Below are 16,921 nucleotides of genomic sequence, written 5' to 3' on the forward strand. Positions count from 1 at the left end.
CTTTGGCCTCCTTCGCCTTCTTTTCAAAAAGCTGAATTCCAGCGTCAATGATTTCAAAACCGTTTTCTGTGCGCTGTCCAAGCTTTCCCGATACAGCCCCAGCCCAGTCTGCAAATTCTGAGGCGCTAGTTTCGGCCTTACGCCAGCTTTTGGCGTTAACTTGAGCAGTAAAGACTATACCGTTCTGATCGGTCAACTCGATTGCAACTTTCTTGTTCTCGGCTGGTGTGGCTGTTGGTAATTCGCCACTAAATTTTATTGTCACTTCGCTTTTGGCTTCCATAGCTTACCCCTGGCTCATCATCAATTTAATTTTTTCGTTCCTGATTCTATCTTGGATTAGGTTGACCACAAGATGCGCGATCGCTTGACTATCGTAGTTGATCACTTTCAAAGTAAACGTTGAGCATTCCCCTTGAAACAGAACCAAGACTCAACATTAAATCTACAAAAATTTACCCCGTTTTTGACCCCTTATTAAGAATTATTCCGAAAAGGCGAAAACGCCTATACCATAATGCTTTCAGCCTTTGTAAATAAATCTTGTGAAAGATTACAATTGTGCTTTGATTTGGCTGTTTTGTGCATGACACCGAAAATCGCCCAAATTCTCGATTTTCACCAATTCTTACCAATTCTTACCAATTAAACTCAATATATCCCAATTCTACAGAACGCAAATTCAAATTCATCCCTGATTTTTTTACCTCTTCAACATCTTCCAGTCACCAAATTCTCATTAGCTCAATAATTCCCAATAAATCCCAAAAGTCACCCGATTTATCCCCATATTTGCCAACGAGTTTTAAACACGCTAATTAGCGCATAAGCTCTGTAATCCATCTTTTTTTGACGCACAGTACGCCATATTTGGCGGAAAGTTTTTGAGAGTCAAAGAGCCAAAACTGAAAAAGAAAAAAATAGCCCTCAAAAAAGACTACTAATAAACTACATAAGCACGACAAAAGCCGCATCAGAGTTCACCCCTCTGAAACTGCGGCTATTGTTCAAATATTCTTCGCTCAATCTCCGACAAAAATCGCAGACAATTCAAGCTCAGGCGATTCTTCAGCATTACTCTGGCACTATGCGTTTGCGCTCATAACCAAAATTCTCGTCCAACATCAAGATGTAAGTAATGAAGGAAGTCCAAACATCAGCAGCCCTCTCATTTAAACCTTGAGTGTCTAGCCTTTTGGGAAATTCCACATTACCATTCCAAACAATTGGTATATCTTCATTTTGAAAATGTTCAGTTAACTCAGTACGCACGAACTCAGCCGTACCGCCACAGATGAGAATTTCGTCCAAGATGGCAATCTTTCTAATCCACTGCACCAAAGCCCGACAGTAAGCATCACGAACCTCCGGCAGAACTTGCTGAAATAACTTTAAATCCGCCGCCACTCCCAGTTCATTAGACTTGCGCGATAAACGACGCAGCCCATCCCAGTTTCCTTGGCTGGCACTAAGCATCGCCGTCACCAAATGAGAGTTATCCTTCGATAGCCCAACAGCAGTACGTTCCACAAACTGCTCCACCGCCCAATTCATTCCCAAATCTGTAGTTTCCGCTTTTACCAAGCTGCCTTGGTCAACCACAATATAAGTAGCATTGCGATAGCCCAACATTAGCAAACCAATTACCTTCTCAAAATATTTGACATTGACATTACGGCTGCGATACTGAAGAATCCCCACCCCTTCAGGAGACACATCAAAACGGCGCAATTTCGCCTTGAGTTTACCTGAAGGCGTGTTAATTCCCTGCTTCAAAGCACTCGACAGTTCTTTAAGCAGGCTTTGAGCATCGTTGAGTTCTCCCGGTGGCAACAGCAATTGTACAAATAGATCCACTGGTCTATCGATATTGTAGTGGCGACAAGCCTTCCACAGTAACCCAGCTATTTTTGGTAAGGCATAGTGATACTTCAATTCTCGCAACGCTGCTGTACCTGCAAATTGGTTTTTAGCTAGTGAGCCTAAAACATAATATTCTTCGCCAATGCCAACCCAGGTACTATTGAAATTCGCCTGTTGCTCTCTCAATTGCGCCATCGCAATTTTCCCGACCTCTGCTACTTCCGGCGACATCACCATTATTTTTGGTGTTCCGTCTGGGTATATATGAACAATTGACTTGTTACAGCTACCACCCAAATCACAGGACATCACCAATTTAATGGTATTGCCGGATCTACTTTTGTCCCCTTGAGTCATCAGATCATCCCTTAATTCATGGGTTCATACCAAAAAACTTGTTAGCCTGAATCATTTCCCCTGATAATTTCAAGTCCATGATTTCATCGTCGTCATCTATGTCTGAATCTTGAAGATCAGGTTGTTCATCAGGATTGGCTGTCGGATTGTCGCTTTTTGTAGTCACATTTGTAGTACTAGCCAAAACCATAGAATAGTCTTTATGTAATTTTTCTATGCCAGCTATCCTTCTAATTGTGGCAAGTTTTGCTTCTAATTTCTCAATCGCAGACCAACAAGCTTTCTGTAATTCCGGCTGATTGACTTGACCCTCTAACGCTTCCGCCAACCAAAAAGCAGTGATAGCCTCAATTGAAAATTCAGTCGCTGATCTATTAGAAGGATGGTTCAATAAATAATCTATCACCTTCCCCTCCCATGAATTACTCTTGCGTTTAATCCTGGGTAACTCAACATAGGAATTTTGCTGTTGACTCATATCTTGACCTCACTCAGTACGAAAAAACATTTTAAGTATAAAAACAAATCAATATTTAGCATGAGTATAAATGTGGCTTTATTAATGATAATAGCGGTTATATTGTGTATGAATGCGGTGTTTTTCGACAAAGAAATGTCAACTAACTTACATGAGATTTCCCCCTAATAGTGTGTTTATTGCGTGTTATTGTGGTGTATAGGGAAAAAGAATTACTAGAACCCCTAAATGCGCCAAGATAGCTAAAAACCCTACACAGCAGGCTTTTTAGCAGCAGAGGGGGTTTTGTGACCGCCAAATTTCGCGCTGGTTTGCTAAGATTTAGGTGTACCCACTACACCTTTTTGCCCTGACGGGTGGCTTGCGCCATTTCTCCCTGACGGTCGAAACAAAAAGGTTCCGTGGGGTCTGCGACGCAATTACACTCAATTACTCAAAAAGTGGCATGGCTTACGCTATTGCAAGGATTAAAAAGCTCAAGCGCAGTAACTTGGCTGGCAGTGAAGCGCACACCGCGCGTCAGCGAGAAACACCCAACGCTGATTCAGATAAACAAAATATCAGATTCATCGGCACTAACAACCCAACGCTCTCATTAGATCAGTTGGTGATGGAAAAGATAGGGGAGCAGAAACGGAAGATTCGCCCCGATGCGGTTTACTGCACTGAGATTTTATTGACTGCCAGCCCCGAATATTTCCGTCCTAACTGCCCAACACAAGCGGGTTACTATGAGCAGGATAAAGTTGACTCTTGGCTTTCTGCATCCAAACAATGGTTAGAGTCGCGCTACAGCGATCGCATTGTCAGGGCAGAATTACATTTAGATGAAGCCACCCCACACATTCACGCTTATTTTGTCCCCCTCGATGAGAAAGGGCAATTGAGGGCCAAGCACTTCTTCGACGGTCGTCAGAAGATGAGGCAGTTTCAAGATTCCTACTCCGAGGCTACAGAACATCTGGGGTTAGAGCGTGGCATTAAGGGCAGTAGGGCGCAACACCAGGACATTAAGGACTTTTACAGCGTTGTTAATTCTGGCATAGAACCAGATACCAGCCTCACCCAGTTGCAATTGCAAGCCAAAGCTGCCGACCGGGATAGGGCGCAAGCCAAAAAACAACAGATGGAAGCCACCGCCAAGGCTTTGGCGCTTGAAAATGAACTCAAAGATAAGCGCATCAAGGAATTAGAGGCACAAGTAGCTTTTTGGCAGCAGCAAACCCAACAACTGCGCGATTTGGAATTGTCGGATGTCGCCTGGGAGTTGGGGCTAAATTATGATCAGCAACGGTGGCGGGGTCACGGACACATTATTAATATAGATGGGCCCAAATTCTACGACTTTGCCCCCGATCAACAAAAGGGATCAGGTGGTGCGATTGATTTGGTGATGCACGTTAACTCTTGCAATTTCCGGCAAGCGGTTGTCTGGTTACATGAGCGTTTTGGGTCAGCCTCGGTGGAACGGGCAGCAATCGCTCACGTTAAGAACAGGGCGGCTGACATTATCCAGACTGAACCCCGTCCCCAATTCACCCCACCCGTTGAAGATAAAGCTAACTGGTCTGCCGTTGAAAATTACCTCAATCAATTTCGGGGCATTCCCTCTGATTGTGTGCAAATGCTTCATAACCAGGGGCTACTTTACGCTGATCAGCAACAAAACGCTGTTTTTGTCATGCGGAATCTTGATAGTCAACGTAACGGTGCATTCCTAAGAGGAACTAGGGGAGAGAACAACACTTTTAAGGGATACGAGAAAGGAACCAAACGCAGTGATAGCTGGTTTTACTTCAGTTTGGGGGGAAAGGCTAACGATAAAACCTCAACAGCGATTTTGTGCAAGTCCCCCATTGATGCTATTTCAAGAGCCATGCTGGAATATCTTATCAGGGGCGATGTCCCACCCGAAAGAACAGTCTATATGGCTATTGATGACATCAAGAGCTTACCAGTTGAGCGATTGCAGAAAGTTCCTAATATACTGGTGGCCTTTGGTAACGATAAAAGCTCTGATGCGGCAGCACAGCGTGTATTAGAACTAATGCCACAGTCCCAAATCAAAAAATCTAAAGCCAGTGATTGGAATCAGCAGCTACTCGATTATGGGCAGCAGTTAAGGCAACAGCAGCAACAGCAACGCCAGCAGGATGATGAATTGAGTCTTTAATAGTCAACGTTGAAGACAGTGAAATGTACAGTCGCTTGATATTTTTTAATATTTACTCATGAGAATTCTGCTTATCAGAATCTTGCTAATAAGAAGTCACGTTCTCATAAGTAATTCCATCTCCGCAACTGCGATCGCGCTTTTCTTAGTCTGCACAGCCGAGAATGCTTGTAACCCTTGCATAGTAGGGTTATTGAACTGGTTTAGCCCTGATTGATAGCTGGTTGCCTTTTGTGCAGATTTTCAACAATAATTGATACCCGTTAAGGCTTACCCAGCAATAATTACAGCTTGCATTAGATATGCTATTTTACCTATAAAAGAATGCAAGAACAACTGCACAGGATGGATATGAGCCAGGAGAGTGTTAACAGCCGATTGATCGCAAAATTGAAGCAAATGCTTGTTTACTGAGCAATCTGCTACTTAATTCTGATTACTAAATCGATATTCTAAACCTTAAAGTTTTACTGCTGCTGAACCAAAGAAATCAATGAATATTGAACGTCATAATTAAACTGGTATGTGCTGACTTAAAGCATTAACTAGAACATCTCGAAAAAACCAAACTATGTTAATAAAGGTTAAGTAAACTAAAACCCTCTTCCCTCCTGCCTCCTACCTGAATCTAATGATAAATGTTCACACCGACTTACTGAAACTATATGGATATTTTTACACCTGTTGTGCCCGAAGAGAAGCAACACAAGCACTTTCGTTTCATTACGCAAACAAACTTATATACTCCTGAGATAAGTGTTATTAACGGTTGGGCAGATAGTTTTATAGATCGAGACGGTAAATTTGCCAAAGAGTTTCAAACTACTTTTAATTCTTCATTCTGGGAGTTGTACCTTTTTGCTTGCTTTAAAGAGCTTAACTGTAAAGTTGATCTATTCCATGAAACTCCAGACTTTGTAATAAGTTCTCCTTATGGAGATTTTATTGCTGAAGCAACTACAGCAAATCATCCAGAGGGTTTTCGCCCTGAGTGGGATCAAGATTTAAGTATGCTAGACCAAATTAGCATGGATGATATGCTTAGACTCTCTACAATTCGGCTCTTGAATGCAATTACATCAAAGCATCGTAAATATGTTACAAAATACTCAAAACTTGCTCACGTTCATAATAAACCGTTTGTGATTTGTGTAGCACCTTTTGAACAACCATTTTTCTTTTTTCAAAATGCCGAGCCTATTGTCCGAGTTCTCTATGCTTACGAGCAACCTTTAATTGTTCCAAGTGGTAAGGAAGGTCAATTTATCATAATCGGTGAGTCTAGAAGCCATCGAGTTCAGAAAAAGCCTGGTGTAGACCTTTCGTTAGGATTATTCACAAATTCTGCTATGTCTGAAGTGAGCGCGATCATTTTTAACAATAAAGCAACTTTGTCTAAAGTCCATGCCCTTGCTGAAAATTGTACTTATCCTGTTATCTTTTCTGGCTCTAGAGTAGTGAATTCGGGCAAGGAATTGGGAGTCGAGCATTTCGTGAAAAGGAAACCAAATTATAAGGAAACGCTTCTAGACGGTGTACAAATTCTTCTTAATCCATTTGCAAAGTATCCTCTCGACATGAGAATTTTTGAAAACAAAGAAGTTGCAGTTCATGACTATGACCCGCAAACAGAGGATTACCTTTCTGAATTCCCTAATGGGTTTCTACTTCAAAGAATGTGCCTAAGTATCATCTCCCAAGATACTGTCCTAGAATTCAAGCAATCTATGAGCAACAAATCATATCAGGAACTTCCTGCTGAGACTTGGGAGGAAAATGAGCTTGTTTACGTTGGTGGACAAAATGGGTGGTGGCGTGACAATCATATAGCACACTACCGAGGCTGGACTGCTGTTGTATCCTTTGATTCAAATGATGAGGATTGGAGTAGTTTGGCTGTGGATAGCCTTTGCTATAACATTCCCCAATTTATGAAGGCAAATGACAACCAAAGCATTGCTTCAACCGCAGCTTTAGGGTGCTTTTCAACAAAAGAAGAGGCTTATTCTGCTATTAAGCGCAAGATTGATCAACTGTACGACCAGAATGATAATATCTGAAGCCAAAATCAACTCTACTTGATTAAAATGCCATCTTAACCAATTACAAACGCCTCGCATAAAATTGCATCTCGGTTGCCCTGCTCAGTTGCCACAGTCACGATTCCATTCTTGAGGTCACAGTTAATCATTTCACCTGAAAACTTGACCGCACCACCGAGCGATCGCACTTCAACCAAATGCCCAATATATAGATTGATGTTGTCGCCCTCGCTCTCAGCCTGTAGCAGCGAGATTGGGTTATCTAATAGTTCGACTTCCTCAACCTCTTCATCCTCTGGCTGACCCGACCCACTTTCTGAATCATCCGACCCAGTTACGACCCACCCACCGGGGCAATAATCATTGCTGGGTAAGACTTCCGACCCACCCGACCCAGTTAAGGGGGGATACTCCCCTTTTTGCACTGGGAGAGAAGGCAATTCAATTTTCATATCTTCCTTTTCAACGTTACTTTCTTGAAAGTTAGAAAAAGTGGGTCGGGTGGGTCGGGATGCTTGCTGTAGCTGGTTTTCTGGGTCGGAAACTGGGTCGGAACTGGGTCGGGTTTCGGTCAAACTGGGTCGGGTAACTTCAGTAATTCCAATCCCTTTGAGTATAGGAATATCTTTTTTCGCAATGTTGCAGTACTTAGTACCTCTAATGGCTTTGGGGAAAAGCTGCAAGAATCTGGGGGCAACTTGGTTCGCCCCTTTAACATTCTTGTCACTGGGTCGGGCTTGGTCTATCCAGCTTCTTCTGTTGCCGTCAGAGTCCATAGTTAATGTGCCATTCTGGATGTACCATTGTTCCAGTCTTGCCCATAAAGCGTTTACTGCTATTTCTCCACCTTCCACGTACCCTATGTTTGTGGATTCAATGAATTCAAAAAGATGATTGTTCTCTTTCTGGAGATTGCGAAAAGCATCAGAAGTACAGCTATAATCTATGCCTTGTTCTATTAAATCCCTCAGACCTTTTATCATTCGATTTAGAAATGCTGGGGCTACACTTGTTTTAATAAAATCCAAGTCATAAACAAATCGAGAATCAGCTTTTAACTCATTTGGATTGCTGGGGTCAGGGTTATCAGTGAAAGTCTTTCTGAACTCTAAAACTGCAATTCTATCCTCAATTGCTTTCAGTACCCCTTGAATCGCTGGGGTTTCGTTCAAATTAAAAATACCTATTCCATTAGGGTTAAATTCTGTATGGTCTTTCCCCTTGCGTTCATAGTGTAATTTGTCCCCAGTGATGAAAAGCTTTAAACTTTGAATTCTATCAAGCCTACAAGTTTGGGCATTTTCTGATGCCCAGTTAACGCGACTACCCATTAATGGATGTAAATTAAATTTTCTGCCCTCGTCGTATAACTGGAAGTCAGTCAGGGGAACTGATGTAAAGGCTTTCTCTTCCCCATAAATAGCCGATAAACACCTACGCAAAGCATCTTTACCGTTAGACCCTAGCCCCACTGCTAACAATGCTCTTACCTGCCTACCCTTAAATTTTCTGACAGTTTCTAGGTCAAGAGATGCAGCTACAATCCTTATAAATATCTCTTGTTGTGGCTTATCCAAACATGATAGTAATTGCTCACAATAGGTATCATCTGCGTCAGGGTTATACTCAACTAATGGTTTGTAAGTATAATAATCTTCCGGTGTATGCGGTTTTAGTTCAATAGTGAAATCTTTTTTATCCCAAATAATTTTCAGGACTCCATTAGTGCAGTTTGTTCCGGGAGGGTTAACTAATTCTGGGTCTATTTCCGTCCGTAGCTTTGCCCATTCGAGAACCTTTTTAACCCAGTTTGGTGTTGCATAAGGATAATCCTTTTTACCATTGGCATCTTCGATTGAGTAAGAATCGCAGAAGTCAGTAATGCGTTTCCGTTCTTTAGAGTCTGGAGATAATTTGTAGTAGCTTCCAGTGTGAAAATAGAGTTCATCATTAATAGTAATCCAGTGCTTATCTGTATATAAAGCATGAAAAGCTTGCTGGGTGAAGTTCGTCCCTACAGTCTCATCGCCTTGGACACTGGACACACTAGCTTCTATTTCTTGCCGTTCGGCTACTGCTGCGTGGATCTGCTCCTCTAATCTGCGGATAAACTCTGGTACTTCCATCTGCCCCAAGATTTCTTTGATATCACTTGACTTATATGGTAAATCGGGGCAGATGTCATGGGGGTTAATTCCGATCAATGAAATTCCCACTTCGTCGGCACAGTCCTGGCAGGTCTGGAGTTTCTTTAAGCCAGTGTCGTCAGCATCGTGCAGAAAAACAATTAATCCTATGCCTGATTCCTTCAGGAGTTGATATTCAGGCGTGATTGTTTTTTTATCCCATCCACTGCCCTGAAACGTAATCCCAGCAAGACCATGCTCCCGACCAACTTCTACGCATCCCTCGCCTTCATGCTGGAGTAGCGCCGGGGTTCCCGTCACAGATTTACTAGCAGCGATCGCTTCATCAATGCGGTAAGCTTTCCAGGGTTCATCCCCTTTTCTCATCTCTGGAGTGCCATCTGGAAGCCTGTGCCATTGGCGGAAGGATTTATCTTTTCCTTTCTCTTTGATATAATCCGCCCATTCATAGCGAATTACCCATTGGGTTTGTGAGTAAGGGTAGATTGTTTGTGTTGCATTCCCTGGTATTCCCTTTGGGAGCTTGCAAGTTATGTTTTGAGTTTGGGGTATGCCAGTCGCCGCTTGGGTCAACATCACCAGTGCTAATTCACCATCTGGAATTGGCGCACTTTTGGGCAAGACTTTCTTGGGCTTTGCAGCCAAACGGTTTAGAGATGGAGTGTAATTAGCCCCTGCCCTTTCTGCCACTACTTCAGCCCAGGGTTTAATCGCCTCCCGGATGTCTTTGCACTCACAATTATTAAAGCAGCTGTACTTCCCAGTTTCTTGGACAATAGATAAATTATGCCCACCGCAAACTGGGCAGATATATTTATTTTTCTCTTTGGCTGGTTCTAACTGGTCTACAAAATTGCGAATATCAAAGGAGGCGAGTGCTTGTTGATTGGAGAATTGTGCAACCATTACGCGATACCTCCTTGAACATTATTTAATTTTTGACAATTGCTTAATACATAAGTTGGCGATTGTTTCGGTTGAGCCAGTGCATAGTTAGGCTGATGAAAGCGATCGCGATCGCAAACTGTAAATTCTTCTATTGAATAGCACCAGTCTGGTTTACCGCAGTGGGGGCAAGCGTTAGCAATAGTTGCGAATAGCAGCTTGCAGGTAGTATCAGTATGAAATAGCTGTTTTTTTGACACTTTACAAATCCTCCATTATGTGTGTTGGAGGAATTGGAGCTATCCCGTGGCAGTAATTTTCTAGTACAAACGTTCAAAAATCTAATTTGCTAAAATTCTTGAAACACTCTTTACATCTGGTGAGCCAGTATTACATTGGCTTTACACCTGATCGTGTAAGATAAAATTACTATTAGGGATACTAATTAGGCGGCCAAACCCAATCCCCAATTCCAATGGAATTAATTTTGAAAGCCCCGTTGTCCACACTGGACGAAGGGGTTTTCAACTTTTAGCCTATTTGTATTGGGCTAACCAAGCCCTAACAAACTCGATTACTTCCCCCTCTTGAATCACAAACATAGTACCTTTTCTCCTAAGAGCCAGAATTCTCATACTTCCCACGGACGAATATAAATGTTCATTGAGATTTGAAGCCGCTCTAGTAGGAGGCCATAGGGCTAAAACTTTTGCTGTTGGCGTTTTTGTAGCTTCACGAGAAGACATTGCGAACAAGTCTCTGTTTTTGTTAAGCCACTTTTCGTAATCAGCCAACTCAAGTAGTGGACAAGGTTTCCAGGTTGTCAAACCATTCTTATCCTTCTTTCTGAGTTGTAAAGCTTCCCTGGCTTCGTTGTAGACTACCTCCCTATCTCCTATCGAACGAATGGAGATAAACAGGTGAGTTGTTCGTGGAAATCTAATAAACAAGTCAATAGGGTTTTTCTCTCCTCCCGGAAATGGAAAGATTTCTATCCCCTGGCTTTTAAACTCTTGTAAAAGTAGGTCGGTTAATTTTTCCAACCGTGCAAGTTTTTGAATGATCACCAACGGTTTGTAAGCCAATGCAAAAGCAGCCCAGGCAGCCGGATTAATGAAGCTGCCAGATACCAGCGCAGTACCACCAACTGCTAGAGCAACAGTGGAGTAGTAATTTTTCGTCTCCCTAATCCACTTTAATGCTGCTTCGTTATGCAGGGGGAGTTGAAAATCGCTTTGTGGGTCTTTCACGGCTAACATTGGCAGCATCAAAATTAATTATGTGAAATTAATACGGGCTGTACTGATACTAATGCTTGACACTGCATTTCTGAACTAATAGCCATTTGTTAGACTCTTTATCCAGTGCAGGCAGTATCAAACGTTTTATATAGTCATCGTCATACTGGTTTGTTTTGATTAGTCTGTTTATGTTCTGCGATCGCTTTTCAGCTTCACAGCGATTTTAGCGCAATGTTGCAACATCAAGTTAGTGAGACACCTCTTTTACTCAGATACTCTTTAATTGCTTCTTCAACCGCGTCTGTAATCTGAATTTCCTGATCCGTGCAGTAGAGGCGAAACTTTTTAGCTATATCTTTTGATATTAAAGCGGTTATTTGTGAATAGTCTGGATTATTACGTCTCCCCATGCCATTACTCATAAGATTTATTGCTTCATTTTACTGTTGCAATAACAAAACATCATTTAACACGCTGTTGCAACAGCGCAATATTGCGTTAACATAACATTAGCAAGCCAAAAAACGACGCAGAACAGAGGTGATAGAAGCCGGAAAGCGAAGTGATGGCAAGCCCCAAACTGGATATTTGGATTTATCGTGATTTGCCTAAAAATCAACGCCAAGCCAGAAAAAACAAGACTTTAACAAACAACAGAACCATGACAACCACATACACCAATGCCAAAAACTGGCTCGTCCAAGCGGACTTGTTAGCCAAATCCGGGCTAACTGACCTCATCGCCGGAAAAGACTCAGGTGCAGGGTACGGCAAGGCAATCATCGGTGATTTTTCTATCATGATGCCAGCCGCATACTCACTTGTTCGCAACCGCAACATCATGCACCACGAAACCATCTCAAAAGATGGGGCATGGGTGCGTTATGTACAAGGTTCTCGCCTGGACTTAAAAGATGTTCAATTTTTCTGGGGCAGTGCTGCTCTAGCTCAAAGTGACCACACCATACTGCACGAGGATAAGGCGAAAAAAGCAGAACTGGCATTAGAAAGCATCCTTGCAGACTTAGCGGTTCTGAATATTCCCGATGGGTTCAAGCTTTCGATTAGTTTGAGCAACCACAACCCCGAACGCTGGGCAACTGAGATTAAACGCCGAGTCGAAGGGACTCACACCTTTGAACATCTGCACCCTGTAACCCGTTCCATTGTCACCAAGACAGTTGAGATTTTAGTCACAGGCATTTATCCCGAAGGGTTTGGAAGCATTGCCCACTGCTTATTTGGTGAAGCATCCCTGGTACTTGACCCCTCAGAATTAGCGATCGCACTTGATATCGGTTCATCCACTTGGTTGATTACCGTGTTCAACGGCAGTGGTGCAGTGATTGACCGCCATCTAATTGAGGGTGGAGCCGGTGAACTGCACAGCATGATTGCAGAAGCCCTCGACAAGCGGAACGACCGAGTGAGTCTGCTGTCCAAGGATGTGAAGCACTCGCCCAGCTTGGTGAACCAGGGAATTGTAGAAGGGACTTTCACTTATGGCGGCAACCACCTCACGGGCAAGAAGTTCGAGGCAGAGTACAGCCAATGCCTTGATCAGTGGTGGAGTAACAGGATTGAGAAATTCGCCAACTTTGTGACTGCTGGTAATTACCTTGATAGAGCGAAATACCTTGTCGCCTGGGGTGGGGGTGTTTCGCTGCCAGTGGTGGATCAAAACTTAGCCGGTTTAGGCTTTGTGGTCTTGAACAATCCCCAATTTATCAATGCTTTGGGGTTAAAGCTATTAACTCAAATATCTTTGGGAGCCTAATCAATGAATTACGAATCTCGGCGTATAACCATCTCCTACCTAGCAGTAATTGAATTGTGCAAGATGTTTGATTTACCCCAAGATGCACCGACACAAGCATTATCAGCAGGCGTAGAGAAGCTGATTTTTCAACATGGCAATGTACAACCATCGCCAAAAGTTGAAACAGCGCCATCTACGCAGCCGAATAAATCGGCACTTAGCGCAATGGTCACTAATTTCAAGGGGGCAGCATGACCAAATCCAGATTTAGAAACACGGTTTTAGGCATTGGAGCAACAGCAGCAGCGTTAGCCCTTGGCTATTTCGGAGTGCAGTACTTTGGCAGAAACAATATGTTCACCATCGCCGCAGCTGTTGGGGGTGGAGGTGCAATCAGCTATGTACTTCAAAAGCCGAACCAGCCACAATCCCCAAGTAATCAGCCAGAACCCCAACCCACACCGATGAAAACTCAAAGAAAAGGAAGGAAGTCATGAGCGACCAAGACACTGTGCAAACACAACCATCGCTAACAACTACCGAAATCATGACCATCATCCTTGGTTGCGAACAGATTCTTAGGTTTGTGCAAGCATCTCCCAATTACAAGCAAATCGAAGCCTCCGAACGGTTCAGTACATCGAATGACTTAAAGATGGGCGATGCTGTGCAAGCTTTGATGGAGATTCACGAAGCGATTCTAAATATCGAGTTCTACTCTCAAGTTTGAGGAACTTATGTTAGAAACGACAACTTTGCAACGTAACCATTTGTACCAATTTCGCGGTCAACAACTGCGCTACAGCCATCGGTCTAATTGTGGAGTCAATGCCCCTTTCATATTCAATGACTCGAAAGGCAAGCGAAAAGAATTAAGTCAAAACCAAGTGCAGAGGGAGGTTTTTGAACTTGTTGAGTTTTGTGAGAACTGATGATGAAGCGATTGCACCGACTACCAATCATTGCAATCGCCTCACTAGGGGACGTATCTCTCGCCGCAAAAACGAAAGTACACAAGGATCTTAGCAGTATGGCACTCGATTACAAAAATCCCAACGATTGGGGACGCTGTTCTTTCACAGATAATGCTTTGAAACTCCAGCAATTTAAGGCTCTTAACCCAACAGCTACGAAGCGCGAAATAAATAGTTTTCTTTGCAGCCTTTACTTACCCCTCACTGGAACCGAATTCTTAGCAACTCATGAAACCATCGATGACCATCCTTATGCAGCAGCATTTGGTCAATTCTTGGGTAATGGTATTGATGCGGACATTGCAAATATCTTGGCGTTTGGTGAGAACAGATTTGATTTAATTTCTGAAGATTTTGATGATCCAATACGGCAACTGGCAACGAGAATTTATAGCCGATTTGAAGAGATGGGTTACTGGGATAAGTTGCCCCAATCATCCAGCAATATCGACTATGACGTAATCCCTTATTAGGAGAATAACGCAATGGATTTTGCAATACGTAATCCGGTAGTTGGTCATAGTTCACACATTGATGAAAAAGCACAATCTTGGGGTGGATTTGAGTCTGATATTCTGGGCTATCTCTCTGATATAAACAAGCTTGAACAATTCGCTGATTATGCGAATAATGCCCAAGAATTATCTGACAGACTAGAACCATTTTTAGACAACGCCAAGGTCGTCTTTGAGGCAATGGAGAAGCTCACCAAGGGACAAGTAACCTGGGTCGAACTTCGTAAACAATATGGTTCTCATGTTGCGGGTGCTATCGCCAAAATTCGCAAACTCAATTCGGAATTTGATTCAGAGATGAGTAAGATAGATGCCCAAGATAGAGCCGACTTACTGCGAATTGACCAAAAACGCAAACACGCTTTAACTGAAGTTGCAGCCCAATTGCATCAAGATTTACAAACGGAATTGTGGCGGCATGAAAATAAAATCAGCAGCATAGAAAATAAGCAAACTGTGCAAGCTGAAAGGCAGGCAATCACTACAGGATTAAGAGAGAAACGCCAACAATTGTTAGCCCGTGCAAGGTATGGCTCAAGGGCATTAGAGCCAAATCAAACACCCCAGGAAGTGATACCAGTTACTAGCCAAAATCATGCACCAGCATCAAGTGTTTCAGCAACGGGAACAGTTCGCGGTTGGGGTGCAATGTTGGGTAACTTGTGGAACAAGCTGGGCGACCGATAACTATTAGTTGAAAGGACACAGGCTGATGCTAGTAAGGAAACGAAATGAAGATTCCCATAGCGTCAGCCCTTTCTTGCATGAAGGGCTGGCACAAACACCACAACAACATCAGCAGCAGAAACAACCCGAACAGTTACCACCACTCCCAGAAAATAACAGAGGTCGGACATTTAGACGTGCTGGTAATGCTTGTGAAATTGTGGCTGGCAGTTGTCTAAATAGTGCAGTGATTTTCACCTTTCATCTATTGCAAGTTCACCCAGTCGGAATGTTCCTTGCTGTGGGTACTGCACACCTGTATTTTACTGCCACTGCAACAGGTGAAGGTTTTAATAATTTCGTTACTAATTTAATGACTGGTTGCAGTGCGTCATTAGCCTTATTGTGTGCCCTCAATGAACCCATTAGTGAGTGGAATGAAGCGAGAACTTCTACACAAACAGCTAATACTTCTATTGAGTCGGTTTATAAGCTAAAAACTGCTGAATCTTCAAGTTGGATGGATGGTGCAGTAGTGGGCATATTTCTAGCGATATTAATGATTTTTCTATTTGGTGGAAGTCAGAGGAAATGAATTATTTAAGCGATAAACATAAACAGTTATCTGAGTCACAACAATCGGGTTTAATGTTGTGGTTTGGTCGCCTGCCAATGGACAAGAAAGCTGTTGCAATTGGGCTAAGTTTAACTGTGGGTATTAGCTCGGCTGCAATGGCTTGGAAAGGGGAATCAAGCGATCGCATTTATTTCTGCCTTCGGACTCCCCAGAAAAAATTGGTATGTCAGGATCAGAATAACAGACCTTTCAGAATGACTCCCTATTACTGGGAGCAATGGAAACAAGAAGGAATGCCTCCTCAAGTAGTGCGTGACCCAGCTATGGGGGTAAACGGACTGGTGAAAGCGACTAACCCATACAAACCGTTTTGGGCGTTTGGGGGATTCCTGGGGTTTGCGCTTGCGGGGTGGATGTTGCGCCACTGCCAGTATGAGGAGAAGCAGAAAGCCGTATTTGAAGACATCGCCCAAAAACGGGATGCAGCAAAAGCAGAGATGGCCGCACGTTCCGAGTTATTGGATAGTTACCGAGACGTTGCGATCGCAGAAGTCCAATTGCAAGCTGACCTGGATCTAGTCGCTAATGATCGCACTGTGGATATCCAAAAAGCTGAGATTTACGCCCACACGGAAATTGAAGTTACGCAGATGGAGGCAACTGATGCCATTTTTGAGGCGCAGACGGCTGGGATGACCGAGCAACAGAAGGCAGATTACATTAAGCAACTGCGAGAGATGAAAACGCCTTACTTGCAAGGGAGTCAGACTTTAGCGGGGACGATTGACCCCAACGACAAGGTTACTGGAGATGAACAGGGCGCAATCGCACCGGGAGCAACCCCAACAGGTGATTACCTTCACCCATCAGAAGGTCTTGCCCTAAGTACTTTGCAAGCCTTAGCCAGAGCCGATAGTTCCACTGCTTTAGTCGCCGCGCCGGGAAGCGGTAAATCGGTAACGCTCAATTACTTAATTCAGAAAATCCTTGCAGATTCCCCCAACGCGGATATTTGGGTAATTAGTGCTAAGAATGATAGTTTCTGTGGTTTGCGAGAGAAGGGGCGGGTAATTGTCTTTGATCAGGAAAACCCAGATTTAGCCAAAGAGGTAATTGACAACTTTTACACCAACTACAAACAGCGTAAACAGCTACCAGAATCAAAGCGCGAATCCTTACCGCCATTGATTCTAATTCTGGATGATTGGCTAGTAATTGCTGACCAATTAAGTAAGCATTACTCC

Annotated in this window: 16 protein-coding genes and 1 pseudogene; 10 read left to right on the forward strand and 7 right to left on the reverse strand. The window is 43.2% G+C overall.

The features are described from left to right. From VB732_RS33175 to VB732_RS33185, 3 genes are all read right to left on the reverse strand, one after another. A partial coding sequence (locus tag VB732_RS33175) for a hypothetical protein (RefSeq protein WP_323235086.1) occupies positions 1–283 on the reverse strand: 283 nt, incomplete at its 3' end. A 791-nt stretch (positions 284–1,074) separates the two neighbouring features. Next, the gene (locus VB732_RS33180; RefSeq protein WP_323235087.1) at positions 1,075–2,220 is read right to left on the reverse strand and encodes a ParM/StbA family protein; all 1,146 of its coding nucleotides are present in this window, start codon (positions 2,218–2,220) and stop codon (positions 1,075–1,077) included. 16 nt (positions 2,221–2,236) lie between these two features. Then, a complete protein-coding gene (locus VB732_RS33185) occupies positions 2,237–2,698 on the reverse strand; it encodes a hypothetical protein (protein WP_323235088.1) in 462 nt (153 codons plus the stop codon). A 445-nt stretch (positions 2,699–3,143) separates the two neighbouring features. Between VB732_RS33185 and mobV the strand changes: the two genes are divergently transcribed. Further along, complete coding sequence (gene mobV / locus VB732_RS33190; RefSeq protein ID WP_323235089.1) at positions 3,144–4,871, forward strand: MobV family relaxase; 1,728 nt, start codon at positions 3,144–3,146, stop codon at positions 4,869–4,871. Positions 4,872–5,536: 665 nt separating this feature from the next. Further along, positions 5,537–6,931: a hypothetical protein gene (locus VB732_RS33195; protein ID WP_323235090.1), complete on the forward strand. Its 1,395-nt coding sequence runs from the start codon at positions 5,537–5,539 to the stop codon at positions 6,929–6,931. Between the two features lie 35 nt (positions 6,932–6,966). Here the strand turns inward: VB732_RS33195 and VB732_RS33200 are convergent, their stop codons facing one another. From VB732_RS33200 to VB732_RS33215, 4 genes are all read right to left on the reverse strand, one after another. Further along, a complete protein-coding gene (locus VB732_RS33200; protein ID WP_323235091.1) occupies positions 6,967–9,966 on the reverse strand; it encodes a DUF5906 domain-containing protein in 3,000 nt (999 codons plus the stop codon). Then, positions 9,966–10,205: a hypothetical protein gene (locus VB732_RS33205; protein WP_323235092.1), complete on the reverse strand. Its 240-nt coding sequence runs from the start codon at positions 10,203–10,205 to the stop codon at positions 9,966–9,968. Before VB732_RS33205 ends, VB732_RS33200 begins: the two co-directional genes overlap by 1 nt. A gap of 276 nt (positions 10,206–10,481) precedes the next feature. Then, positions 10,482–11,204 (reverse strand): hypothetical protein, encoded by a 723-nt coding sequence (locus VB732_RS33210; RefSeq protein WP_190884685.1) that lies wholly within the window; start codon positions 11,202–11,204, stop codon positions 10,482–10,484. A gap of 224 nt (positions 11,205–11,428) precedes the next feature. Beyond that, entirely contained in the window at positions 11,429–11,608 is a 180-nt protein-coding gene (locus VB732_RS33215) for a hypothetical protein (RefSeq protein WP_179076071.1), read from the reverse strand. Between the two features lie 143 nt (positions 11,609–11,751). On the opposite strand from VB732_RS33215, the gene VB732_RS33220 reads away from it, so the two are divergent. The 8 genes and pseudogenes from VB732_RS33220 to VB732_RS33255 form a co-directional block, all read left to right on the forward strand. Continuing rightward, a complete protein-coding gene (locus VB732_RS33220; RefSeq protein WP_323235093.1) occupies positions 11,752–12,963 on the forward strand; it encodes a ParM/StbA family protein in 1,212 nt (403 codons plus the stop codon). Positions 12,964–12,966: 3 nt separating this feature from the next. After that, entirely contained in the window at positions 12,967–13,200 is a 234-nt protein-coding gene (locus VB732_RS33225) for a hypothetical protein (protein ID WP_323235094.1), read from the forward strand. After that, positions 13,197–13,442, forward strand: a complete 246-nt coding sequence (locus VB732_RS33230) for a hypothetical protein (protein ID WP_323235095.1) — start codon at positions 13,197–13,199, stop codon at positions 13,440–13,442. Before VB732_RS33225 ends, VB732_RS33230 begins: the two co-directional genes overlap by 4 nt. Further along, positions 13,439–13,675 (forward strand): hypothetical protein, encoded by a 237-nt coding sequence (locus tag VB732_RS33235; protein ID WP_323235096.1) that lies wholly within the window; start codon positions 13,439–13,441, stop codon positions 13,673–13,675. The genes VB732_RS33230 and VB732_RS33235 overlap by 4 nt, the downstream gene beginning before the upstream one ends. 201 nt (positions 13,676–13,876) lie before the next feature. Next, complete coding sequence (locus VB732_RS33240; RefSeq protein ID WP_323235097.1) at positions 13,877–14,392, forward strand: hypothetical protein; 516 nt, start codon at positions 13,877–13,879, stop codon at positions 14,390–14,392. A 12-nt stretch (positions 14,393–14,404) separates the two neighbouring features. Then, the gene (locus VB732_RS33245) at positions 14,405–15,121 is read left to right on the forward strand and encodes a hypothetical protein (protein WP_323235098.1); all 717 of its coding nucleotides are present in this window, start codon (positions 14,405–14,407) and stop codon (positions 15,119–15,121) included. A gap of 25 nt (positions 15,122–15,146) precedes the next feature. Continuing rightward, complete coding sequence (locus tag VB732_RS33250) at positions 15,147–15,695, forward strand: hypothetical protein (RefSeq protein ID WP_323235099.1); 549 nt, start codon at positions 15,147–15,149, stop codon at positions 15,693–15,695. Further along, positions 15,692–16,921: pseudogene (locus tag VB732_RS33255) on the forward strand (hypothetical protein); the annotation flags it as partial. The gene VB732_RS33250 and the pseudogene VB732_RS33255, both read left to right, overlap by 4 nt.

Source organism: Nostoc sp. UHCC 0252 (genome assembly GCF_034931145.1).
Lineage (GTDB): Bacteria > Cyanobacteriota > Cyanobacteriia > Cyanobacteriales > Nostocaceae > Nostoc.